The sequence below is a fragment of the Streptomyces nogalater genome (assembly GCF_039532885.1).
GTDB lineage: Bacteria > Actinomycetota > Actinomycetes > Streptomycetales > Streptomycetaceae > Streptomyces > Streptomyces nogalater.
The window spans coordinates 107,481-125,862 of sequence record NZ_BAAASM010000030.1 but is presented as its reverse complement, the minus strand read 5'-3'; the positions used below and the strand labels follow the sequence as shown (position 1 = coordinate 125,862).

At 71.2% G+C, this 18,382-nt stretch carries 15 protein-coding genes; 8 read left to right on the top strand and 7 right to left on the bottom strand.

Translation table 11 applies throughout. The features are described from left to right. Nucleotides 1-208 precede the first annotated feature (208 nt). Complete coding sequence (locus ABD350_RS20330) at nucleotides 209-889, top strand: hypothetical protein (protein WP_344349687.1); 681 nt, start codon at nucleotides 209-211, stop codon at nucleotides 887-889. A gap of 7 nt (nucleotides 890-896) precedes the next feature. On the opposite strand, the gene ABD350_RS20325 is transcribed toward ABD350_RS20330, so the two are convergent. Then, nucleotides 897-2,108 (bottom strand): right-handed parallel beta-helix repeat-containing protein, encoded by a 1,212-nt coding sequence (locus tag ABD350_RS20325; protein WP_382466715.1) that lies wholly within the window; start codon nucleotides 2,106-2,108, stop codon nucleotides 897-899. 220 nt (nucleotides 2,109-2,328) lie between these two features. On the opposite strand from ABD350_RS20325, the gene ABD350_RS20320 reads away from it, so the two are divergent. Then, complete coding sequence (locus tag ABD350_RS20320) at nucleotides 2,329-3,480, top strand: Dyp-type peroxidase (protein ID WP_344349617.1); 1,152 nt, start codon at nucleotides 2,329-2,331, stop codon at nucleotides 3,478-3,480. A gap of 433 nt (nucleotides 3,481-3,913) precedes the next feature. Then, complete coding sequence (locus ABD350_RS20315) at nucleotides 3,914-4,336, top strand: VOC family protein (protein ID WP_344349616.1); 423 nt, start codon at nucleotides 3,914-3,916, stop codon at nucleotides 4,334-4,336. 71 nt (nucleotides 4,337-4,407) lie between these two features. Here the strand turns inward: ABD350_RS20315 and ABD350_RS20310 are convergent, their stop codons facing one another. Then, nucleotides 4,408-5,913, bottom strand: a complete 1,506-nt coding sequence (locus tag ABD350_RS20310; RefSeq protein WP_344349614.1) for a SulP family inorganic anion transporter — start codon at nucleotides 5,911-5,913, stop codon at nucleotides 4,408-4,410. Between the two features lie 398 nt (nucleotides 5,914-6,311). On the opposite strand from ABD350_RS20310, the gene ABD350_RS20305 reads away from it, so the two are divergent. The 3 genes from ABD350_RS20305 to ABD350_RS20295 all read left to right on the top strand — a co-directional run bounded on the left by ABD350_RS20305 (nucleotide 6,312) and on the right by ABD350_RS20295 (nucleotide 9,262). After that, entirely contained in the window at nucleotides 6,312-6,722 is a 411-nt protein-coding gene (locus ABD350_RS20305) for a MerR family transcriptional regulator (protein ID WP_344349613.1), read from the top strand. A 408-nt stretch (nucleotides 6,723-7,130) separates the two neighbouring features. Continuing rightward, entirely contained in the window at nucleotides 7,131-7,640 is a 510-nt protein-coding gene (locus tag ABD350_RS20300) for a hypothetical protein (protein WP_344349611.1), read from the top strand. 92 nt (nucleotides 7,641-7,732) lie between these two features. Continuing rightward, on the top strand, nucleotides 7,733-9,262 hold the full coding sequence (locus ABD350_RS20295; protein ID WP_344349610.1) for a flotillin family protein: 1,530 nt from the start codon (nucleotides 7,733-7,735) through the stop codon (nucleotides 9,260-9,262). Between the two features lie 71 nt (nucleotides 9,263-9,333). On the opposite strand, the gene ABD350_RS20290 is transcribed toward ABD350_RS20295, so the two are convergent. Next, nucleotides 9,334-10,395: a PucR family transcriptional regulator gene (locus tag ABD350_RS20290; RefSeq protein WP_344349609.1), complete on the bottom strand. Its 1,062-nt coding sequence runs from the start codon at nucleotides 10,393-10,395 to the stop codon at nucleotides 9,334-9,336. A gap of 730 nt (nucleotides 10,396-11,125) precedes the next feature. On the opposite strand from ABD350_RS20290, the gene ABD350_RS20285 reads away from it, so the two are divergent. Together ABD350_RS20285 and ABD350_RS20280 are read left to right on the top strand one after the other, a co-directional pair. Continuing rightward, nucleotides 11,126-12,610: a PP2C family protein-serine/threonine phosphatase gene (locus ABD350_RS20285; RefSeq protein ID WP_344349608.1), complete on the top strand. Its 1,485-nt coding sequence runs from the start codon at nucleotides 11,126-11,128 to the stop codon at nucleotides 12,608-12,610. Further along, complete coding sequence (locus ABD350_RS20280) at nucleotides 12,610-13,101, top strand: STAS domain-containing protein (RefSeq protein WP_344349607.1); 492 nt, start codon at nucleotides 12,610-12,612, stop codon at nucleotides 13,099-13,101. Before ABD350_RS20285 ends, ABD350_RS20280 begins: the two co-directional genes overlap by 1 nt. Before the next feature lie 488 nt (nucleotides 13,102-13,589). Here the strand turns inward: ABD350_RS20280 and ABD350_RS20275 are convergent, their stop codons facing one another. The 4 genes from ABD350_RS20275 to ABD350_RS20260 form a co-directional block, all read right to left on the bottom strand. After that, the gene (locus tag ABD350_RS20275) at nucleotides 13,590-14,543 is read right to left on the bottom strand and encodes an anti-sigma factor RsbA family regulatory protein (protein ID WP_344349606.1); all 954 of its coding nucleotides are present in this window, start codon (nucleotides 14,541-14,543) and stop codon (nucleotides 13,590-13,592) included. Next, nucleotides 14,540-14,965 (bottom strand): STAS domain-containing protein, encoded by a 426-nt coding sequence (locus tag ABD350_RS20270; RefSeq protein WP_344349605.1) that lies wholly within the window; start codon nucleotides 14,963-14,965, stop codon nucleotides 14,540-14,542. The genes ABD350_RS20275 and ABD350_RS20270 overlap by 4 nt, the downstream gene beginning before the upstream one ends. Nucleotides 14,966-15,270: 305 nt before the next feature. Next, complete coding sequence (locus ABD350_RS20265; RefSeq protein ID WP_344349686.1) at nucleotides 15,271-16,932, bottom strand: FAD-binding dehydrogenase; 1,662 nt, start codon at nucleotides 16,930-16,932, stop codon at nucleotides 15,271-15,273. A 2-nt stretch (nucleotides 16,933-16,934) separates the two neighbouring features. After that, nucleotides 16,935-17,888 carry an alpha/beta fold hydrolase gene (locus ABD350_RS20260; protein ID WP_344349604.1) on the bottom strand — a complete coding sequence of 318 codons (954 nt, stop codon included), beginning with the start codon at nucleotides 17,886-17,888 and terminating at the stop codon, nucleotides 16,935-16,937. Nucleotides 17,889-18,382: the final 494 nt, after the last annotated feature.

Here is an 18,382-nt window from a genome sequence, read left to right as displayed (position 1 = left end):
GTCGTCTGCCACCGCACCGCCGGGTGCCGCCGGGAGCGCACGGCGACCGAGCGGGTGGTGAGCGAAAGGGTGAATCAGCACAGTGCCAGCGTCGAACCGCGTACGGAGCGGGAGAATCCGGCAGGCTCCACCGGGCCGTGCGCCCGCCCGGCGCCGCCGGTCGTGGCCGCGCTGGGCGGCGGCCGCCGTCGGCCTGGCGGCCCTCGCGGTGGCCGCCTTCCTCCTCGCCGACGGCGGCTCCGGCCCGAGCGGTCCGCGCGCGCTGACCGAGGACGAGGCGAACCGGCTGGCCATCACCCGGTTCCGCAACTACCAGGCGGGAGGCCGCGCGGTGACGATCACCGTGCCGGGCACCGCCGGCGGGCTGACCGTCACCGGGTCCGTCGACTACCGGGGCAAGGTCGGCTACGGCGTGGTGCACGGCACCGGGCGCGGCACATCCAGCGACGGGCTGATCCAGTGGACGGCCACCTCGGTGCACGTTCACCCGATGGCCAACGCCCCGGCGCACGCCCCCGCGTCACCACCCGGCTCGGGCTGGTACGACCGTCCGCTCCAGGCATCCGGCAGCGCGCTGGACAGTTCGCTGGCCATCGCGCTCAAGCTCGGCAGCGACCGGCCGGACAACGCCGAACTGCTGCCGCAGAACGGCGCCGCCTGGCAGGGACGGGACCGAGTGGACGGGCACCGGGTGGACGTCATGACCGGGCCGTCCTCCCCCGACCGCTCCGGTACGGCGGGCACCGTGCGTTACTGGATCGGCTCCGACGGCACCATGTACCGGGTCCGCGTCGGCGTGGCGTCCGAGCCGCGGCCGGTGGTCATCGCCTTCGACACGCAGAAGTACGTTCCGGTCCAGCCGGTACCCGGGGTCACCCCGGCCCGGTAGCCGCCGTTCAGGGCGTCCGCACCCGCGCGTGCGCGGCGAGCAGGGACGCCGGCGGCAGGGCGATGTCCGCCGTCTTCGGCAGGGCCGGAACGGCCGGGACGACGGTGGCGCCCGCGGTGACCGCGTGGGGGAACTGCGGCTGCGGGCCGGGCGCCGCGACCTCGGTGAACGGGATGCCGCCGGGTGCCGTCGGCGCCGCCCAGGTGCCGCCCGGCGTGGGCGTCCCGGGGGGCAGCGGACAGGCCGCGGTCGACGCGAGCCGGGCGGGCACCGTGCTGTGCAGTTCGTTGCCGCGCAGGCAGTTGCCCCGGCCCCGCGTGGCGGTGGGGAACGACCAGCCGATGTCGACGCCGTTGCCGTCGAACATGTTGTCCACGATCTGGTTGCCGACCGGGGGGATGTCGGCGGTCGCGGTGATCACCAGTCCGGCGTTGCTGTTGCCGGTGACACGGTTGCGGAGGAACCGGTTGCCGCTGCCTCCGTCGACGCCGATGCCGGTGCCCCACCCGCCGTCGGCCTGTTCCGGGGTGGCCCGCTGCTGGTTGGCGGCGATCAGATTGCCCGCGATGACGGCGTCCCGCTGCGGGAGCAGTTTCTCCTGGTGGTCGGAGTTGGTGGTGAGTCCGACCCGGTTGCCGACGAGGCGGTTGCCGACCACGTACATGTCTCCGCCGGCGTTGGTGCCTTCGTAACCGACCGCGTTGAGTTCGGCGATGTTGTCCCGCACCACGATGCGGCAGGGCTTGCACTGGCCGACGTAGATTCCCGAGTCGGCCGCGCCCGAGGTGTACGAGTGCTCGATGACACCGTTCTGCGCGGAGAACGCGTAGATGCCGTACAGGCCGTTGCGGGTCGCGGTCACATGCGAGACCAGGAACGACTTCAGGAAGGTGACCGGCTCGTCGCCGGTGTCGTAGCCGCCGGAACGCCCCGGCAGCCCGGCGGCCGCCTTCGCCGAACCGGTGACCAGGACCCCGTTCTGCGTGTTGTTCCGCACGGTCAGGTTCTCCACGGCCACTCCGGGAGCGGAGACGACGACGCCGTTCGGCTGCCGCGTCCGCCCGTCGATGACGACCTTGTCCCGGGACTCGCCACGCAGGGTGACCCGGGGCGTGGAGACCTTCACCGACTCGTGGTACACGCCCGGCGCGACCAGCACCAGGTCGCCGGGGCGGGCGAGGGACACCGCGTCCGAGATCGTCGGGGCGTCGGCCGGCACCCTGATCGTCACGTGCTCCCCGGAGGGCCGCCGGCCGTGGTCCGACCCGTCGCCGCCGGACCCGCAGCCCGCCAGTACGCAGACCAGGGTGCTCAACAACGCGGCCATCACACGCAGACGCAGACGCAGACGAGGCATGGCCTCATCCTGGCATGAAACGGGACCGGCGCGGTGCCGCTCAACTCGCCCCGCCCGGAAGGAATATGGCATTCTGCACACCGTGAGCCGAGCCGAACCCCGTCCGTCCCGCCGCGCGTTCATCGGCGCCACCGGGGCCGTGGCGGCCACCGGGCTCACGGCCGGGTGCGAAGCGCCCGCGGTCCGGCAGGACCGGCCCCCTTCACCCGCGGCGACGCCACGGGTCCCGCCCACCGGTCGCCATCAGGCGGGCGTCACGCTCCCACGGCCCGCCCAGCCGAACCTCCTGGCGGTGGTGGCCGATGTCGACGACGGCGTGGCCGTCGGCCCGCTGCTGGCCGAACTGGGCGAGGCCGTCCTCGCGCTCACCGCGGGGACCGATCCGCGCCTGCTGGGCCTGCCGCCGGGCGATCTCACCGTGACGGTCGGGGTGGGCCCCCGCCTGGTGCGCAAAGCCGGTCCCGCCCTGCCCGGCGCGGCGGACCTGCCCCGGTTCTCCCGCGAGCGGATCCCCGCGCGGTCGCGCGGCGGGGACCTGCTGTTGCAGATCTGCGCCGGCGACCCCCTGCTGTTACCGGTCGTCGCCGCCGCGCTGCTGGCGCGGGCCGGGGACCGGATGCAGGAACGCTGGCGGCAGTCCGGGCGCCGCGGCCCGGACGTTCCCGTGGCCGGGGACGTCTCCGCGCCCCGCAACCTGCTCGGTTTCATCGACGGCATCGTGGGCCCGCACACGCCCGCCGAACAGCGGCGCCACCTGTGGCTGGCCGGACCGGCTCCCGTCGCCGGCGGCACGATCGCCGTGCTCCGGCGCATGGAACTCGATCTGCCGCGGTTCGCCGCGCTCTCCGTCGCCGAGCAGGAGGCGGTGTTCGGCCGGCGGCGAGCCTCCGGCGTGCCCCTCTCCGGGGGCAACTCTGCCTCGAACGCGGACCTCGGTGCCAAGACACCGGACGGGCGCTACGTCGTCCCGGCCGACGCCCACGTCCGCCGGGCCCACCCCAATGTGGTCGGCGTCGGCCTCATGCTCCGCCGCTCCTACAGCACCGACGGGCCGTCCCCGGGCCTGCTCTTCATCAGCTTCCAGAACGATCTGCGCACCTTCACGAAGACCCTGGCCCACATGGACGGTTCCGACGCGCTGCTGCGCTTCACCACCACCACCGCCGGCGCGACCTTCCTCATCCTCCCCGGCTTCGACCGGCAACGCCCGCTCGGCGCCGGGCTGTTCCCCTGAGCAGACCAGGCCTTGGAGAAGGGGTGCGCACCACTTCCGGGTGATAGATGGTCAGACAACTGCTTCTGTGACGGAGTACCGGACATGTCCGTAACGCGCGCCGTCGAGGGCGGTCGTGCTGGTCGGCACCCTCCTCCTCGGAAAGGACCTGCGGCTTGCCTATGACCGCACCACCACCCCGGCGTCCACCGCGGCGGCAACAACTTCGAGCCGGCTATCGCGGTCGCCATCGCCGCCTTCAGGGTCACCTCCGGTCAGGCCCCTGCCCGGCGTAGTCGGACCGCTCACCGGACTCCCGGCGCTCATCGGGGCCGGGTCACCCACCGCAGAGCCCCGCGTCGCCGGTCACCTGAGGCGTACCGCCCGAGCAGGGACGGCGTGCGGCCCCGGGATTCCGGGGCCGCGGCTTGCCTACCGGCCTACGATAAGCGGCATGTCGCCCGATGCCTTCCCGTCCTCGGTCTGGCCCATCCTGCACTACGACGACACGAGGAAGGCGCTGCGTTTTCTGGTCGGTGTGCTGGGTTTCGAGCAGGTGGTCGCCGCGCCGGACGACCATGGCGGAATCGGGCACGCAGAGCTGCGCTGGCCTGGCGGTGGAGCGCTGGTGTTCGGTTCGACCCGGCACACGGACAGCGTGCACGGGCGGATGCGGGCTGGCACCAGTGCGGTCTACGTGGTGAGCGATGACGTGGACGCGGTGCACCAGCGGGTGGTCGACGCCGGCGGTGAGGTTCTCCAAGCGCCACATGAGACCCGGTTCGGATCGGGTGCGGCGGCGTACGTGTGCACGGTGCGAGACCCTGAGGGCAACTTGTGGACCTTCGGCACCTACGGCGGCCCCTCAGCGGCGTAGGCCCCCGGGAGAACAGCAGGACCCCGGCCTGTGGCCGGGGTCCTGTGCGGTGGGTGCGGGGCGGGCAGGGATCAGTGGCTGCCTGTGAGTTCGCCGGCGAGCTTGCCGTGGAGGGCGGCGCTGGGTTCGTTCAGGCCGGTGATCTCGACGGTTTTGCCGCGCTGCCTGTACTTGGTCTCGATCGTGTCCAGGGCGGCGACGGAAGAGGCGTCCCAGATGTGGGCGGCCGAGAGGTCGATGACGACCTTGTCCGGGTCGCCCGCGTAGTCGAACTGGCCGACCAGGTCGTTGGAGGAGGCGAAGAACAACTCGCCGGTGACCCGGTAGACGACCGTGTGGCCGTCGGGGTCGGTGACGGCGGTGACATGGGCGAGGCGGGCGACACGCTTGGCGAAGACGACCATGGCGGTGACCGAGCCGACGACGACACCGATGGCGAGGTTGGAGGTGGCGACCACGACGATCACGGTGATGACCATGACGGCGATCTCCCCGGCCGGCATCCGCTTGAGCGTCTTGGGGGCGATGGAGTGCCAGTCGAAGGTGCCGAAGGCGACCATGACCATGACGGCGACCAGGGCGGCCATGGGGATGTCGGAGACGACCGGGCCGAAGACGATGCACAGCACCATCAGGAAGACACCGGCGAGGAAGGTGGAGACGCGGGTGCGGGCGCCGGACACCTTCACGTTGATCATGGTCTGGCCGATCATGGCGCAGCCTCCCATGCCGCCGAAGAAGCCGGTGACGATGTTGGCGATGCCCTGCCCGATGGACTCCTGGGTCTTGGAGGAATGGGTGTCGGTGATGTCGTCGACCAGCTTGGCGGTCATCAGCGACTCCATGAGGCCGACCAGCGCCATGGCGAGGGCGTAGGGGGCGATGGTGGTCAGAGTGTCCAGGGTGAACGGCACGTCGGGCAGGCCCGGGACCGGCAGCGAGGACGGCAGTTCGCCCTGGTCGCCGACGGTCGGCACGGCGACGCCGGCCGCGACGGTGATCACGGTGAGGACGACGATGGACACCAGCGGCGCCGGGACCACCCTGGTGACCTTCGGGAAGAACACCATCAGCGCCAGGCCGCCGACGATCAGCGGGTAGACCGGCCAGGGCACGTCGTGCATCTCCGGCACCTGCGCCATGAAGATCATGATGGCGAGGGCGTTGACGAAGCCGGTCATCACCGAGCGGGGCACGAACCGCATCAGCTTGGCCACGCCCACCGCGCCGAGGACGATCTGGAAGAAGCCGGCCAGGATGACGGTCGCGACGAGGTAGCCCAGGCCGTGTTCACGGTTCATGGGGGCGATGACGAGCGCGACCGCGCCGGTGGCAGCGGAGATCATCGCACGGCGTCCGCCGACGATCGAGATCGTCACGGCCGTGGTGAACGAGGCGAACAGCCCGATCGCCGGGTCGACACCGGCGATGATCGAGAACGAGATCGCCTCAGGGATCAGGGCCAGACCGACGACGAGGCCGGCCAGGATCTCGGTGCGCCAGACCTTGGGATCGCTCAGCCAGTCCGGCTTGAGGCCGCGCAGGCGCGCGGCGGGAGTCACGACGGTGGAAGACAAGGAGACGTGTACCTGTCCGTGTTCGGGCACACCCGGTCGGCAGCAGGGGCGTGCGGGAGAATGCGCGGGGCCGGGCCGACACTCCGCGGACGGCCCGCGGGACGGGCCGGAAGTCGTGGAAGACGTGAGACGGCGGCGCGCGCACGGGCGGCCGGGCAGCTCACATCGAGGGGCGAAGGGTCACGGCGGGCAGACGGCGGCGATCGGCGGCATGGGCTCGCGCACGCTCTCTCCCACGGACTCGGTTCTTCGCCGGGGGCGGCATCGGCCCCGGAACGGCAACAGCGGGGCAACGGAGCCGCCCTCACCACCGCGACTCTACCCTAACGTTAGGGTAGAGGTCGGTGGGGTCGCGTGGGACGCGGCCCGCCACGGCAGGAAGGGCCAGGGACACAGGCGTGGACGGCAAGCACATGCAGATCGGCGAGGTCGCCGCGCGGACGGAGCTGTCCCTGCGCACCATCCGGCACTACGAGGAAACCGGTCTGGTCACTCCCTCCGCCCGCTCCCAGGGCGGGTTCCGCCTCTACACCGAGACCGATGTCGCCCGGCTCATGGTGATCCGCCGGATGAAGCCGCTCGGCTTCACCCTGGAGCAGATGCGCGACCTGCTGGACGCCACCGACCGCCTGGACAGCGGCGACGCCCTCGACGCCGGCAAGCGCGAGGCCCTGCTGGAGCGCGTACGGACCTACGAGCGGGCCGCGGCCGAGCAGGTGGAGAAGCTGCGCGTCCAGCTGGCCCGTGCCGAGGACTTCGCCGCCACCCTGCGGGCCCGTCTGCCCGGGAGCGTATCCGCCAGCCCCTGACCGCACCGGACGCCCGGCGAACCAACCTGTTCCGGCGGGTCGCTGACGGCCGGGCTGCGCGATCGGCGAGGCCGACATCGCACCAGACGGCGTGATGACGTCCGAGGACGCTCCGGCGTGCCGACAGCGCGCTGCCGGGCACACGTTCGCGGCGGTTTGGCGTGCGGCGACGGGTGCCCCGATGCCGCCCGGCTCGGCTGCCCCGGGTCTTGTCGGCGGGCCTGTGACCTTCTTCATCGGGCGGGCTTTCGCCGCCGACGTCGGTGAAGCCCGTAGGGACAACACGGCGAAGGTCGGCATTAAAGACGCGTAAAGATTGCCGGGACCAGGAAATGAAAAGCCGCGCCGTGCCGTGTGAGTATCCGTCGAGCCGGAGATGAGCGACAGGGCGAGAGGGGGACGGCACGCATGGCCTGGTTCCTGGGACTCGGCATCACGGGGGTTGTGCTGCTCGCCCTGTCGCTCGTCTTCGACGGGCTGCTGGACGGCGCGTTCGACGGCGCGCTGGGCGGCAGCCTCGACGGGTGGCTGTCGCTGCCGGTGATCGCCGGGTTCCTGGCGATGACCGGGTTCGGCGGGGTCATCGCCCAGGCGGCCCTGGGCGTTCCTGTCGCGGGTGCCGCCGGCGTCGGCGCGCTGACGGGGGTGGGCACGGCGTGGCTGACATACCGCTTCAGCCGTGCCCTCATGCGCGGCCAGACGGCCCTGGCGCCCACCGGGGACGACCTGATCGGCGCTTCCGGCAGGGTGGTGACCGCGATCCCGGCCGACGGGTTCGGCGAGGTCATCGTGCGCCTCGCGGGCCAGCCGGCCAAGTTCTCCGCGCGTGCTGCCACGCCGGTGGCCCGGGGCGCCGAAGTGTGGGTGGAGGCCGTACCGTCCGCGAGCTGCGTACTGGTACGCCCCGTGGACGGCTGAACCGCCGCTCCCGCTCCGGCCGCCCGTCTCTTCGCCGCCCCGTCCGGGGCCTCTTCCTACCCTCCGGGGTGCAACGTGTCTGGGGGCATGTCATGAATCCTGTCGTCTTCGCCGTCATCGGAGTCGCCGTCCTTCTCGCCCTGCTGGCGCTGGTCGTGGTCAGCCGCTACAAGGTGGCCGGCCCGAGCGAGGCGTTCATCGTCACCGGCCGGCGCGGCAAGAAGGCCACCGATCCCGAGACCGGCCGGGTCTTCACCGACAACAGCGGGCAGAAGGTGGTCGTGGGCGGCGGAGTGTTCGTCGTGCCGTTCGTGCAGCAGAAGTTCACCCTCGACCTGTCCTCACGGCACATCCCGGTCGCGGTACGCGGCGCGGTCACCCTGCGGGGCGTGAAGGCCAACCTGGACGGTGTCGCGATCGTCAAGGTCGGCGGGACCGAGGACGCCATCCGCGCGGCGGCCCAGCGGTTCCTGATGCAGCAGGACGGCATCGTCGGTTTCACCCAGGAGGTGCTCTCCGGAGCGCTGCGGGCGATCGTGGGCCGGATGTCGGTGGAGGACGTCATACGCGACCGTGCCGCGTTCGCCGGGCAGGTGGCCGAGGAGGCCGAGGCCAGCCTTTCCGGGCAGGGCCTGGTGCTGGACGCCTTCCAGATCCAGGACATCACCACCGAGGGCTCCTACCTGGAGGACCTCGGCCGCCCGGAGGCCGCGCGGGCCAAGCAGGAGGCCGACATCGCCGAGGCCGAGGCGCGGCGGGCCGCCGAGCAGGCCAGGCTGAAGGCGGAGGAGGAGATCGCGGTCGCGCAGCGCACCCTCTACCTGCGGCAGGCCGAGATCAAGGCCGAGACCGACCAGGCCGCCGCCCGCGCCAACGCCGCCGGCCCGCTCGCCGAGGCGGCCCGGCAGCAGGAGATCCTCACCGAGCAGGAGAAGGTCGCCGAGCGGCAGGCGGCGCTGACCGACCGCCAGCTCGACACCCAGGTCCGCAAGCCCGCCGACGCCCAGCGCTACGCCGCGGAGCAGGAGGCGGAGGCCCAGCGGGTCGCCCGGGTCAAGCAGGCCGAGGCCGAGCGGGCGGCCGGCATCGCCGCCGCGCAGGCGGAGGCCGAGCGGTCCCGGCTGACCGGTGAGGGCGAGAAGCAGCGCCGCTCGGCACTGGCCGAGGCGGAAGCCATCGAGGGGATCAAGCAGGGCGAGGCCGAGCGGTCCCGGCGTGCGGCGATCGCGGAGGCCGTCCGGCTGGAGGGCGAGGCCGAGGCGGCGGCGATCGCGGCGAAGGGCGGCGCGCAGGCCGACGCGATGCGGAAGAAGGCCGACGCCTACGGGCAGTACGGCGAGGCCGCGATCCTCCAGATGCTCGTCGAGGTACTGCCCCAGGTCGTGGCCAAGGCGTCCGAGCCGCTCAGCGCCGTGGACAAGATGACGGTGATCTCCACCGACGGCGCGGGCCGTCTGCCGCGGGCGGTCGCCGACAACGTCGCCCAGGGCCTGGAGCTGCTCGGCTCCACTACCGGCGTCGACCTGACCGAGCTGCTCAAGGGCCTGACCCGGCAGACCTCCGGCAGCGAGCCCGCCGAGCCGGCAACCCGGCCCAACGGAAAGATCGAGATCACCGGCTGAGAAACCCGGCCGCCGTGCGGGACCGCCCCTTCGGGTGGCGGGTCCCGTACGGCGTGCCGTCGCGTGAAGGCTCAGATCTCCTGCGCCGGCCACCCCAGCAGCCGGGCCCCGATGACCGCGGTCTGCAGGCTGTAGCGGTGCAAGGGGTCGGCGGGATCGCTCCCGGTCAGCTGGTGGATGCGCGCCAGCCGGTAGGTGAGGGCGCGGACACTCAGCGACAGGCGGCGCGCCGCCTCGGCCGCGACGCATCCCGTCTCGAAGTACACCTCCAGCGTCCTGAGCAGCGGCTCGGCCCCGCCGCGGGCGCCCCGCAGCGGTCCCAGGGCACTGAGCACGAGGTCGGCCATGGCCTGGCGGTCACGGGTCAGCACGGGATAGACGAGCAGGTCGGCCGCGCGCACCAGCGGCTCGTCCAGGTCCAGCCGGTCGGCGAGTTCCAGGGTGCCCAGCGCCTCCTCGTAGGAGTGCACCACGCCGCCCGCGCCGGGCTGGGGCCGGCCGATGGCCACCCGGCTGCCGTCCGTCGCCGCGTGCGCCTGCTTGGCGAAGTACGTCAGGACTTCCTCCTGGTCGCCGGGAGCGATGCAGATCAGCTGACCGTTCTTCGTGGCCAGCAGGATGCGTCGGTCACCGAACCGGGCGTTGACCGCCGTCTCCACCCGGCGGGTGACCGGGGAGGTGTCCTCGTAGGCCTCGGGACCGGCGGCCACCGCGACCGCGTAGGCACGGGAGAGGACGAGACCGAAGCGCTCCGCCCGCTCCGCGAGCCGACCCAGGTCGCTGCGCCCGTACAGCAGGTCGTCGATGAACTCCCGGCGCGCGCCCTCCTCCTGCCGCACCGCCAGCCGCTGCGCCCGTTCATATCCTTCGGCGAAGGCGTCGACGGCCTGCTCGACTGCGGCCAGGACACCGTCGACAGCGTCCGGTGCCGCGCGGTCGGGCCAGGACGCCCTGGTCTCGGCCAGATGCTGTCGCACGAGGCCGCGCAGGCTGTGCCCGGCGTCGGCGGCCCGCTCGCCGAGGGCGCGACGCTCGTCCAGTTCCGCCCGGGTGAGCCGGCGTCCGGTGGCACAGACCTCGGCCAGGATCCCGGCGTACCCGCGCAGGTACTCGGCCGTGTCCGACTCCGTCACCACGTCCTCCCCACCCTCTTGCCACACTGTTGACGAGTCCTTGACGGTGTGCGGCTCCGGGAGGGTAGCCAATCCTGCCGGGAACCGGCAATGCAGCCCGGCACGGCCGACTGGAGGGGGCACGCGTGCCGCAATGCGGGGAACAGCTGAATCCCGACTTCAACGACGTCTTGCCGGAGCCGCACACCGACTCCGCCGCCATGGCGCCGGCCTTCCGCCATGTGCCCGTCCGTCACTCCAGTGAGACCACTTGAGCGGGCAGCCAGCCCTCTCAGTAACCGTCGACGAGGAGGGGCAGGGCCTCGGGCTCGACCGCGGCACCGCTCTGCCGCAGCCCTGCCGTGTCCCACCACCGGGCCGAGGGTGCCCTCAGGGCACGGGCATCCTGCGGCCAGTCGCCGGACGCGGGATCCTTGAGTGAACGTCCGGAGCGGCCTCTCGGGCGCAAGTGCCGGGGACCTTGCGCTGCAGCGGATGCAGATGCATGGCCGCCTCTCAGCCCTGCGCAGCGCGGAAGAGCTGTGCGTCACCCAGCCCGGCCACCTATTCCCTCCCCTTTCACCGCCGGCCGACGCGACGAGAACGCGAAGCGGAGCGCCTGTGCATCTCACCGGAGGCCGCGGTCGGGTGCCCGGCTGGCGGCGCTATTGGCGTTCGGCCGTGTGGTCGATTTAGGCTGCGTCGGTTCGTGCCGTTCACGGCGGCAGCCCACCGACGGAGAGGAAAGCCGATGATGCAGCAGGCATCGGCCACCGACCCGGCTCCCGGGCGCCGCCCCGAGCTGGTCCCCGACCCGGATGCGGAGGCGGCCCGTATCGCGGCGGTGCGCCGCTACGACATCCTCGACACTCCCCCCGACGGGGCGTTCGACCGGGTGGCGGCGATGGCCGCCCGGCTCTTCGATGTGCCGGTGGCGACCGTCACGATTGTGGATACTGATCGCATCTGGTTCAAGGCCGCCCACGGCCTGGAGGGTGTCGCGGAGATCGGTCGTGATCCGGGCCTGTGCGGCTCGGCGATCCTGCGCGATGACACGATGGTCATCCCCGACACCCTCAAGGACCCCGTCGCGGCGGACAATCCGCTGGTCGCTGGAGAGATGGGGGTGCGCTTCTACGCCGCCGCACCGATCATCACCCCGGATGGGCACCGGCTGGGCACGGTCAACGTCCTCGACACCCGGCCGCGCTCGATCACCGAGGAGGACACCGCCACTCTTGCCGATCTCGCCGCGATCGTGCTGGACGAAATGGAGCTGCGGCTGTCGGCGCTGCGTGCCCTGCGCGACGAGCAGGCCCGCCGGGAGGCGGAGAAGCGGCATGCCGAGGCGGAACGGGCGCGGGCCGAGGCGGAACGGGCGGCGCGGGAGAAGGCGGAGCAGGACAGGGCCGCCATCGCCGCGTTCGCCTCCACCCTCCAGCGCACCCTGCTGCCCCCGGCCCTTCCCGTGGTGCCGGGCCTGGAACTGGCCTGCCACTACCGCACCGCCTCGGTCCACGACGTGGGCGGCGACTTCTACGACGTCTTCCCCCTCGACGGTGACCGGTGGGCGTTCTTCCTCGGTGACGTGTGCGGCAAAGGGCCCGAGGCGGCGACCGTCACCGCCCTGGCCCGCCACACCTTGCGTGCCGCGGCCCAGATCAACGCCGATCCCGTCACGGTGCTGAGCGCGCTCAACACCGTGCTGCTCACCGACGTCACCGCCGGCCGCCGCTTTTGCACCGTCCTCTTCGGCCTCCTGGAGCCCCGGGAGGCCGGCGGCTTCACCGTCACCGTCGCCACCGGCGGCCACCCGCCGGCCTACCACCTGCGACCCGACGACAGCGGCGCCGTCTGGGTGCGGGCCGTACGCCCCCAGGGCGGGATGCTCGTCGGCGCCTTTCCCCAGGCCCCCTTCGCCCAGACCACGTTCTCGCTGACGGCCGGGGAGAGCCTGTTCCTCTACACCGACGGGCTGATCGAAGCCCGTAACACCGAAGGCGCCATGCTCGGTGAGGACGGCCTGACCGGTTTCCTCCACCAGCGCACCGGGCCCGTCACCGCCACCTCCCTGGTCGAGGACAGCATCACCTTGCTGGCCTCGCTGCCCGACGGAGCCGGTGACGACGTGGCTCTGCTGGCCCTGTCCGTCCCCCACCCTGACACCACACCCGACGGCGGTGTCGCCGCCACCGCCCACACCGCCGCCACGCCCGACCACTTCGGCCAGGAGTGATGACCGACGTGACCGACACGCTGCAGCTGACCGTCCAGCACCCCCGACCCGGCCTCGCGATCGCCACAGTCCTCGGCGACGTGGACACCCGCACCGCGGACATCCTGCGCCGCGAAGCCTCGGGAGTTCTCGAGCGGGGATGTCCGCATCTGGTTCTGGACCTGTCGCAGGTCGGCTTCTGCGACTCCGCCGGTCTGAGCGCGCTCATCGGCCTCTGGCACACCGCCCAGGCGGTAGGCGGTGCGCTCGGACTCGTCAACGTCCCCGACCGCCTGATGCGGATGCTCGTCCTCACCGGTGTCGACGCAGTCCTGCCGGTCCATGCCACCGCCGCCGAAGCAGTCACCGCCATGACCGCCGGCCTGTTCACCAGCGCAGGCGAGCACGGCTCAATCACCCGCGCCTCCGCCGGCGGCGGGAGCGGTGAGCCGACCGGGGTGCAGCGCACGGCCTGCGACAGCGCTCACACCCCCTCTGCCGAACTGAGCTGATCCCTTCCCCGGGTGCCGCGGCGGGAGCGAGATGCTTGCGCAACTTGGCTCTCCCAGGCCGACAGGCACAGCAGGCACAGCGGTTTCTTCACTGCGGTGGACCCCCACAGCGGGCTCTGGAGACGTCGGCCCCGGCTGTGGCCAGGTGCAGCCTGTCGCCATGGGGCCCGGGCGTGACGGCGTGCGCGCATGATCCGGGCAAGACGCCTTCTGGCGGCGCTGTGGTTCGCGGCGCGGGGTGCCGTCCGCCCTCGAAAACCGTCTCCATTGAACCCGGCGGCTCGAAACCGCCGACGTGCTGCTGACGAATGACGGCGCGGATGCGCGGGTCAGGGTGCCGCCGTATTCGAGGCATCCGTTGCCTGCCGCGCCTATTCGGCGTCCTGGCGCTCCATGTCCAGGCCGGTGCCCGGCAACCGTCCGTCACTGGTGAGGATCGGCGTGGAGCAGGACGGGGTCAGGACGACGTCTCCGTCACGGCGCACCGCTCAGTCCAGCGTCAGGTGCATACGCACGATCAGGCCCGACGGCGGGGTGCGCATCTCGACCAGGTCGCACAACTGGTGCATCATCCAGACGCCACGGCCGCCGGCCGGGGACAGCGGATCGGGACGGCGTCGGCCGACGAGCGCGTTCGTGAGCCGTCCGCGGTCCCTCACTTCGGCGATCAGGGTGTCGGCCGTGCGCCACAGCCGCAGAATGCCCTGCCCTCCGCCGTGTCGCACCGAATTGCCGGTGGCCTCGTTGACGGCCAGCAGCCAGTCGGTGTGTCGACGAGGGGACAGGCCGGACGTCTGCGCCCAGTGCCCCGCGGTGACGCGGACATCGGCGAGGTCCTGCTCCGTGAAGTGCAGGACGAGTGGATCCGTCGGCTCCTCCAAGGGCCTGTCGCAGTCGCCGCACACTGTCTGCGGGTCCTCGTAGCGGGTGCTGCGCAGGTAACCGTCCGTGTCTCCGACGACCGGGTGCGTACGGTGTGCCTCCGCCAGCACCCGCTCCGGCAGGGCGGTGTCGTAGGGGCACAGGATCGTGACAGGCCGGCCGGCGAACGCCAGGTTGATCAACGCCTCGTGGCGAGTCGCTTCTCGTGCCTCCGCTTCGGTGCGCCCGACCCAAATCGGTTCGCCCACGATGGACGGCCGCCGCTGAGGGTGCCGGTCGGCGAAGTCCTGGAGCATCGACAGGATGCGCCCGGGGTTGCGTCCGGCCTGCCGCATGTCGACGAAAGTGACGCTTTCGCTTTCGACACCGACGGCTTCCCTGAGCAGCTGCAGTCGTGGACCGGGAACAGCGACCAGAACAGGGCGTCCGTCGGCCGCCTCCACCCGGATGAACTCGCCCACGCCTTGGAGGAAGTCCTTCTCCGTGGTGTAGAAGAGAGCAGGGTGGTGGAAGACCGGATCGACCCGGCTCGCCGCCGACGTCGGTGTGTATGTCGTCACTGGCCGACCGCCTGCAGGCCGGTCCCCAGCTCGGTGAAGAGCTCCAGCATGCGGTGGAGCGCGGGCGGCGCACCGACGAGTCGCAGCGGTGTCCCGGAGGGGCGTCGCCGCGCGGCGTGGGCGATGTCGGCCAGTGTGGCGACGTCGAGGTGGTCGAGGGAGGACAGGTCCAGGGTGATGTCTTGTGCCGGCGAGGCCGCGAGAGCGGCTGACGTCGACGCGGCCACACGGCGGCTCTCGTAGCCTGCCGATCCGGACAGACGGAAGCCGGGACTGCCGGCCAGAGGCACGACCGAGAGTCCGGGCCGGACGTGGGAGCGAGGCACGGCGCCCGCCCGCGTCAGGTGCGCGCCCGTCAGCACGTCGAGGGCATCGGGTGCCAGCAGGCGGCGGTCGTAGAAACACCAGGCCGTCAGCGGCAACTGCTCGAAGACCTCGTGGTGAATCCGCAGCTCGTATTCCTTGCGGGATGCCCTCCCCAGGTTGCGCGGCCAGCACGACGGCTGAACGCCCGCCGTCGGCGCACGACTTGAACTCCTGGAGTGAGCCTCCGTTCGTCCACCCGTCGGGATCGGCGTCCATCGGACCGGCCGGGCCGGGAGGGTTGACCACGTGCCGCCTCACCGATCACCGATGGTTCCGAGTCGGCGCCGTCATCGGCGTCACCGACGCGCGCGTGCCGGCCCCCGGTCGGGATGAGGGCTGAGACCGTCCCGGCCGAGCAGGCTCACGCCAGGTCCCGCGCCAGGGCTCGGCCGGCGACTCTGCCCGAGAAGATGCAGCCGCCGAGGAAGGTGCCTTCCAAGGCGTTGTACCCGTGTACTCCTCCCCCGCCGAATCCGGCCACCTCTCCCGCCGCGTAGAGACCGTCGAAAGTCGTCCCGTCCGGTCGCACCACCTGGGCGTCGAGGTTGGTCTGCACGCCGCCCAGCGTTTTACGGGTGAGCATGCGCAGGCGTACGGCGACCAGCGGTCCGTGTTCAGGATCGAGCAGGCGGTGCGGGGCGGCGATCCGGAGCAGCTTCTCCGGCAGGTACGCTCGCGCGTTACGCACGGCCATGAGCTGCATATCCTTGCTGTAGTCGTTGACGACCTGCCGGTCGCGGGCCACCACCTCCCGCTCCACGCGCTCGTAGTCGAGGAGTCTTTCGGAGGTGAGGGTGTTCATGCCTTCCACCAGCTCCGGCAACGTGCGGCGTACGACGATGTCCTCGCCGCGTTCGAAGAACGCGCGCACCGGAGCCATCGTGCTCTTCTTGAGCCGCTGGAGCAGCAGCACGCAGTTCTTGCCGGTCAGGTCGGGGTTCTGGTCGGAACCCGATAGTGCGAATTCCTTGTCCACCATCAAGTGGCTCATGATGAACCACGAGTGGTCGTATCCGGTCGACCTGAGGTGCCGTAACGTCGTCAGGGTCGTGTGGCTGGGGAACAGCGGTGGAGGCAGCCGCCGCCCCGTGGCGTCGAGCCAGAGAGGCGATGGGCCGGGCAGGAGCCGTACTCCGTGGCCGGGCCAAACGGGAGCCCAGTGCCTCATCCCCTCGTTGTAGAACCACATGCGGTCGAGGTTGACCACGGAGCCGCCCGCTCGTTCGGTGATCCGGAACATCCGCCCGTCGACGTGTGCGGGCACCCCGGTGAGCATCGATGCCGGCATCGGTCCGAGGCGGTCGGTGGGCCAGTGGGCACGCACCAGGTCATGGTTGGCGCCCATGCCACCGGAGGTGATGAGTACCGCCTGCGCGCGTATCTCGAATGCTCCCGTTTCCTTCCTGGATGACGGCACGCCGCGGGGTTCTCGTGACGGTTCCAGAATCGCGCCCCGCACACCCACCGCGCTGCCGTTCTCGATGACGAGTTCGTCCACCCGGTGCCTGTGCTTGAAGGTCACCAATCCGCGTGAGGCCGCGGCGAGCACTGGCCTTCGGAAGACGCGCACGACCTCCGGCCCACTGCCCCAGGTGTAGTGGAGCCGGGGGACGGAGTTGCCATGACCGGTGGCGGATCCCGTCCCACGCTCGATCCAGCCGACGAGCGGCAGCAGACGCAGCCCGAGCCGGTGGACGTACGCGCGTTTCTCTCCGGCGGCGAAGTCGACATAGGCCTCGGCCCATCGGCGGGCCCAGCGGTCCTCGGGGTCGCGATCATGTCCGGCCGAGGCAAGCCAATCGGCCAGTGCGAGTTCGTGGGAGTCCTTGATGCCCAGCCGCCGCTGCTCGGGGCTGTCGACGAGAAAGAGGCTGCCTTCGGACCAGAATGCCTGGCCGCCGAGGTTCGCCCGGTTCTCCTGGTCGACCACGATCACACGCCGTCCGGCTCGTGTCAGCTCGTATGTCGCGACCAGACCGGCCAGGCCCGCCCCCACCACGATCACGTCAGCTTCGGTGTTCATGGTCATCGCCTTTGTTCTGTCGTCGTCATGCTGTGGCCGGAGTGAAGGAGGAAGGGACGGAGGGTCTTCAGCAGTTCGCCGGCGGCTTCCGTCGGCATCAGGTGCCCGGTGCAGGGGATGACCTTGAGCTGTCCGTTGCGCAGGCGGCGGCGCGCGCCGATCCCCTGCCAGAAGGGGACGAGGAGGTCCTGCAGGCCCCAGGCCACCAGGGTCGGCATGGGCAGTTCGGGCAGCCGTCCGGTGAGCAGATTCTTCTGTCCCAGTAGCCCGACCGTCGCGCGCTCGGAGCGCAACGTCGTGGGCAGTGCCTCGGGTGAGGAGACGGCTTTGACCTGGCTGCGCCACCAGGCGGAGGGGAGACGCCAGGGACGGGATGCCCCTAGCACCGCCACCGAGGCCACGAGCAGTCGCGGGCCGGAGGGGAGACGGGGGATGAGCCATTTCGTCAGGTCGCCCAGGGGGGTGACAGCCAGTATCACCATCGCCGGGTTGATGGCGCGTCCCATACCGGCGGAGCTGATCAGCACGAGGGACGGTACGTGGTCCGGTCGCTGCAGCGCCATGTGCACGGCTACGGCGCCTCCGAAGGAGTGCCCGACGACCACGGGGCGTTCCGCGCCGACCGCTCGGGCGAAGTTCCAGACGAAGGTGGCCATCCCCGCGGGGCTGGCATCAGTGATCCGCTCGCTGTAGCCGTATCCCGGTAGGTCCACGGCGACGACCCGGTGGCTGGTGGCAAGACCTTCGAGGATCCCGTACCACTGTTCCGAGACGCTCCCTTCGCCGTGTATCAGCAGTACTGGGGCTCCTTGTCCGGTTTCGAGATAGCGGGTTCTTGTGCCTTCGACGTCGACCCAGCGTTCTTTCGGGGTTTCCCCGCGTACGGGGACGGGCCGTTTCATCATGGTCTCCCGTCTTGTGCGATACGGCGCGAGTCGCCTGTGGTGCAGTGCCACGCCGTCGGGAAGTATCTGAGGGATTTCTCGCGCTGGGCCGGAATCGACCGTTTCCGCGCGGAAAACGGTATCGACGCAGTGTCGCGCAGGTTCGGTATTCCCGGGATGGGCGGGTGATTTTCCGGGTGATCTGCTGGGTGAACGTACGGAACTGTAACGCGGACCTACTCGCACCGGCAGGCGTGCGGGGTGACTCCGGGTGCGGGCCGGCCCCGTGGCGCGTACGCCTGCTCGTACACCAGTGCTCGCAGGCGTAGGCCCCGAGGGTCACCGCGTTGTCCGTCCCAGCGCCTTCTGGTCCGCCTTGCACGCATCATTGCTCGTCCCCTACCTCTGATTCCCCGTTTGTTCGGGGGCAACGGATGTGCGCGCCCCCGTGCGCCCCCCTGTAAGCGCGTTGCAGGGCACGCACCTGCCATTACATACGCCCTCGTACTACCCCTCCGGCATGTTGCGTCGGAAAGGGTGCACAGCCTTCCGAACGCCCATCTTGG

What these genes read in the sequence shown, in the direction of transcription:
- ABD350_RS20315 (WP_344349616.1), top strand. Translation starts at nt 3,914, where the DNA reads ATGTCGCCCGATGCCTTCCCGTCCTCGGTCTGGCCCATCCTGCACTAC.
- ABD350_RS20300 (WP_344349611.1), top strand. Translation starts at nt 7,131, where the DNA reads ATGGCCTGGTTCCTGGGACTCGGCATCACGGGGGTTGTGCTGCTCGCC.
- ABD350_RS20295 (WP_344349610.1), top strand. Translation starts at nt 7,733, where the DNA reads ATGAATCCTGTCGTCTTCGCCGTCATCGGAGTCGCCGTCCTTCTCGCC.
- ABD350_RS20285 (WP_344349608.1), top strand. Translation starts at nt 11,126, where the DNA reads ATGATGCAGCAGGCATCGGCCACCGACCCGGCTCCCGGGCGCCGCCCC.
- ABD350_RS20280 (WP_344349607.1), top strand. Translation starts at nt 12,610, where the DNA reads ATGACCGACGTGACCGACACGCTGCAGCTGACCGTCCAGCACCCCCGA.
- ABD350_RS20265 (WP_344349686.1), bottom strand. Translation starts at nt 16,932, where the DNA reads ATGAACACCGAAGCTGACGTGATCGTGGTGGGGGCGGGCCTGGCCGGT.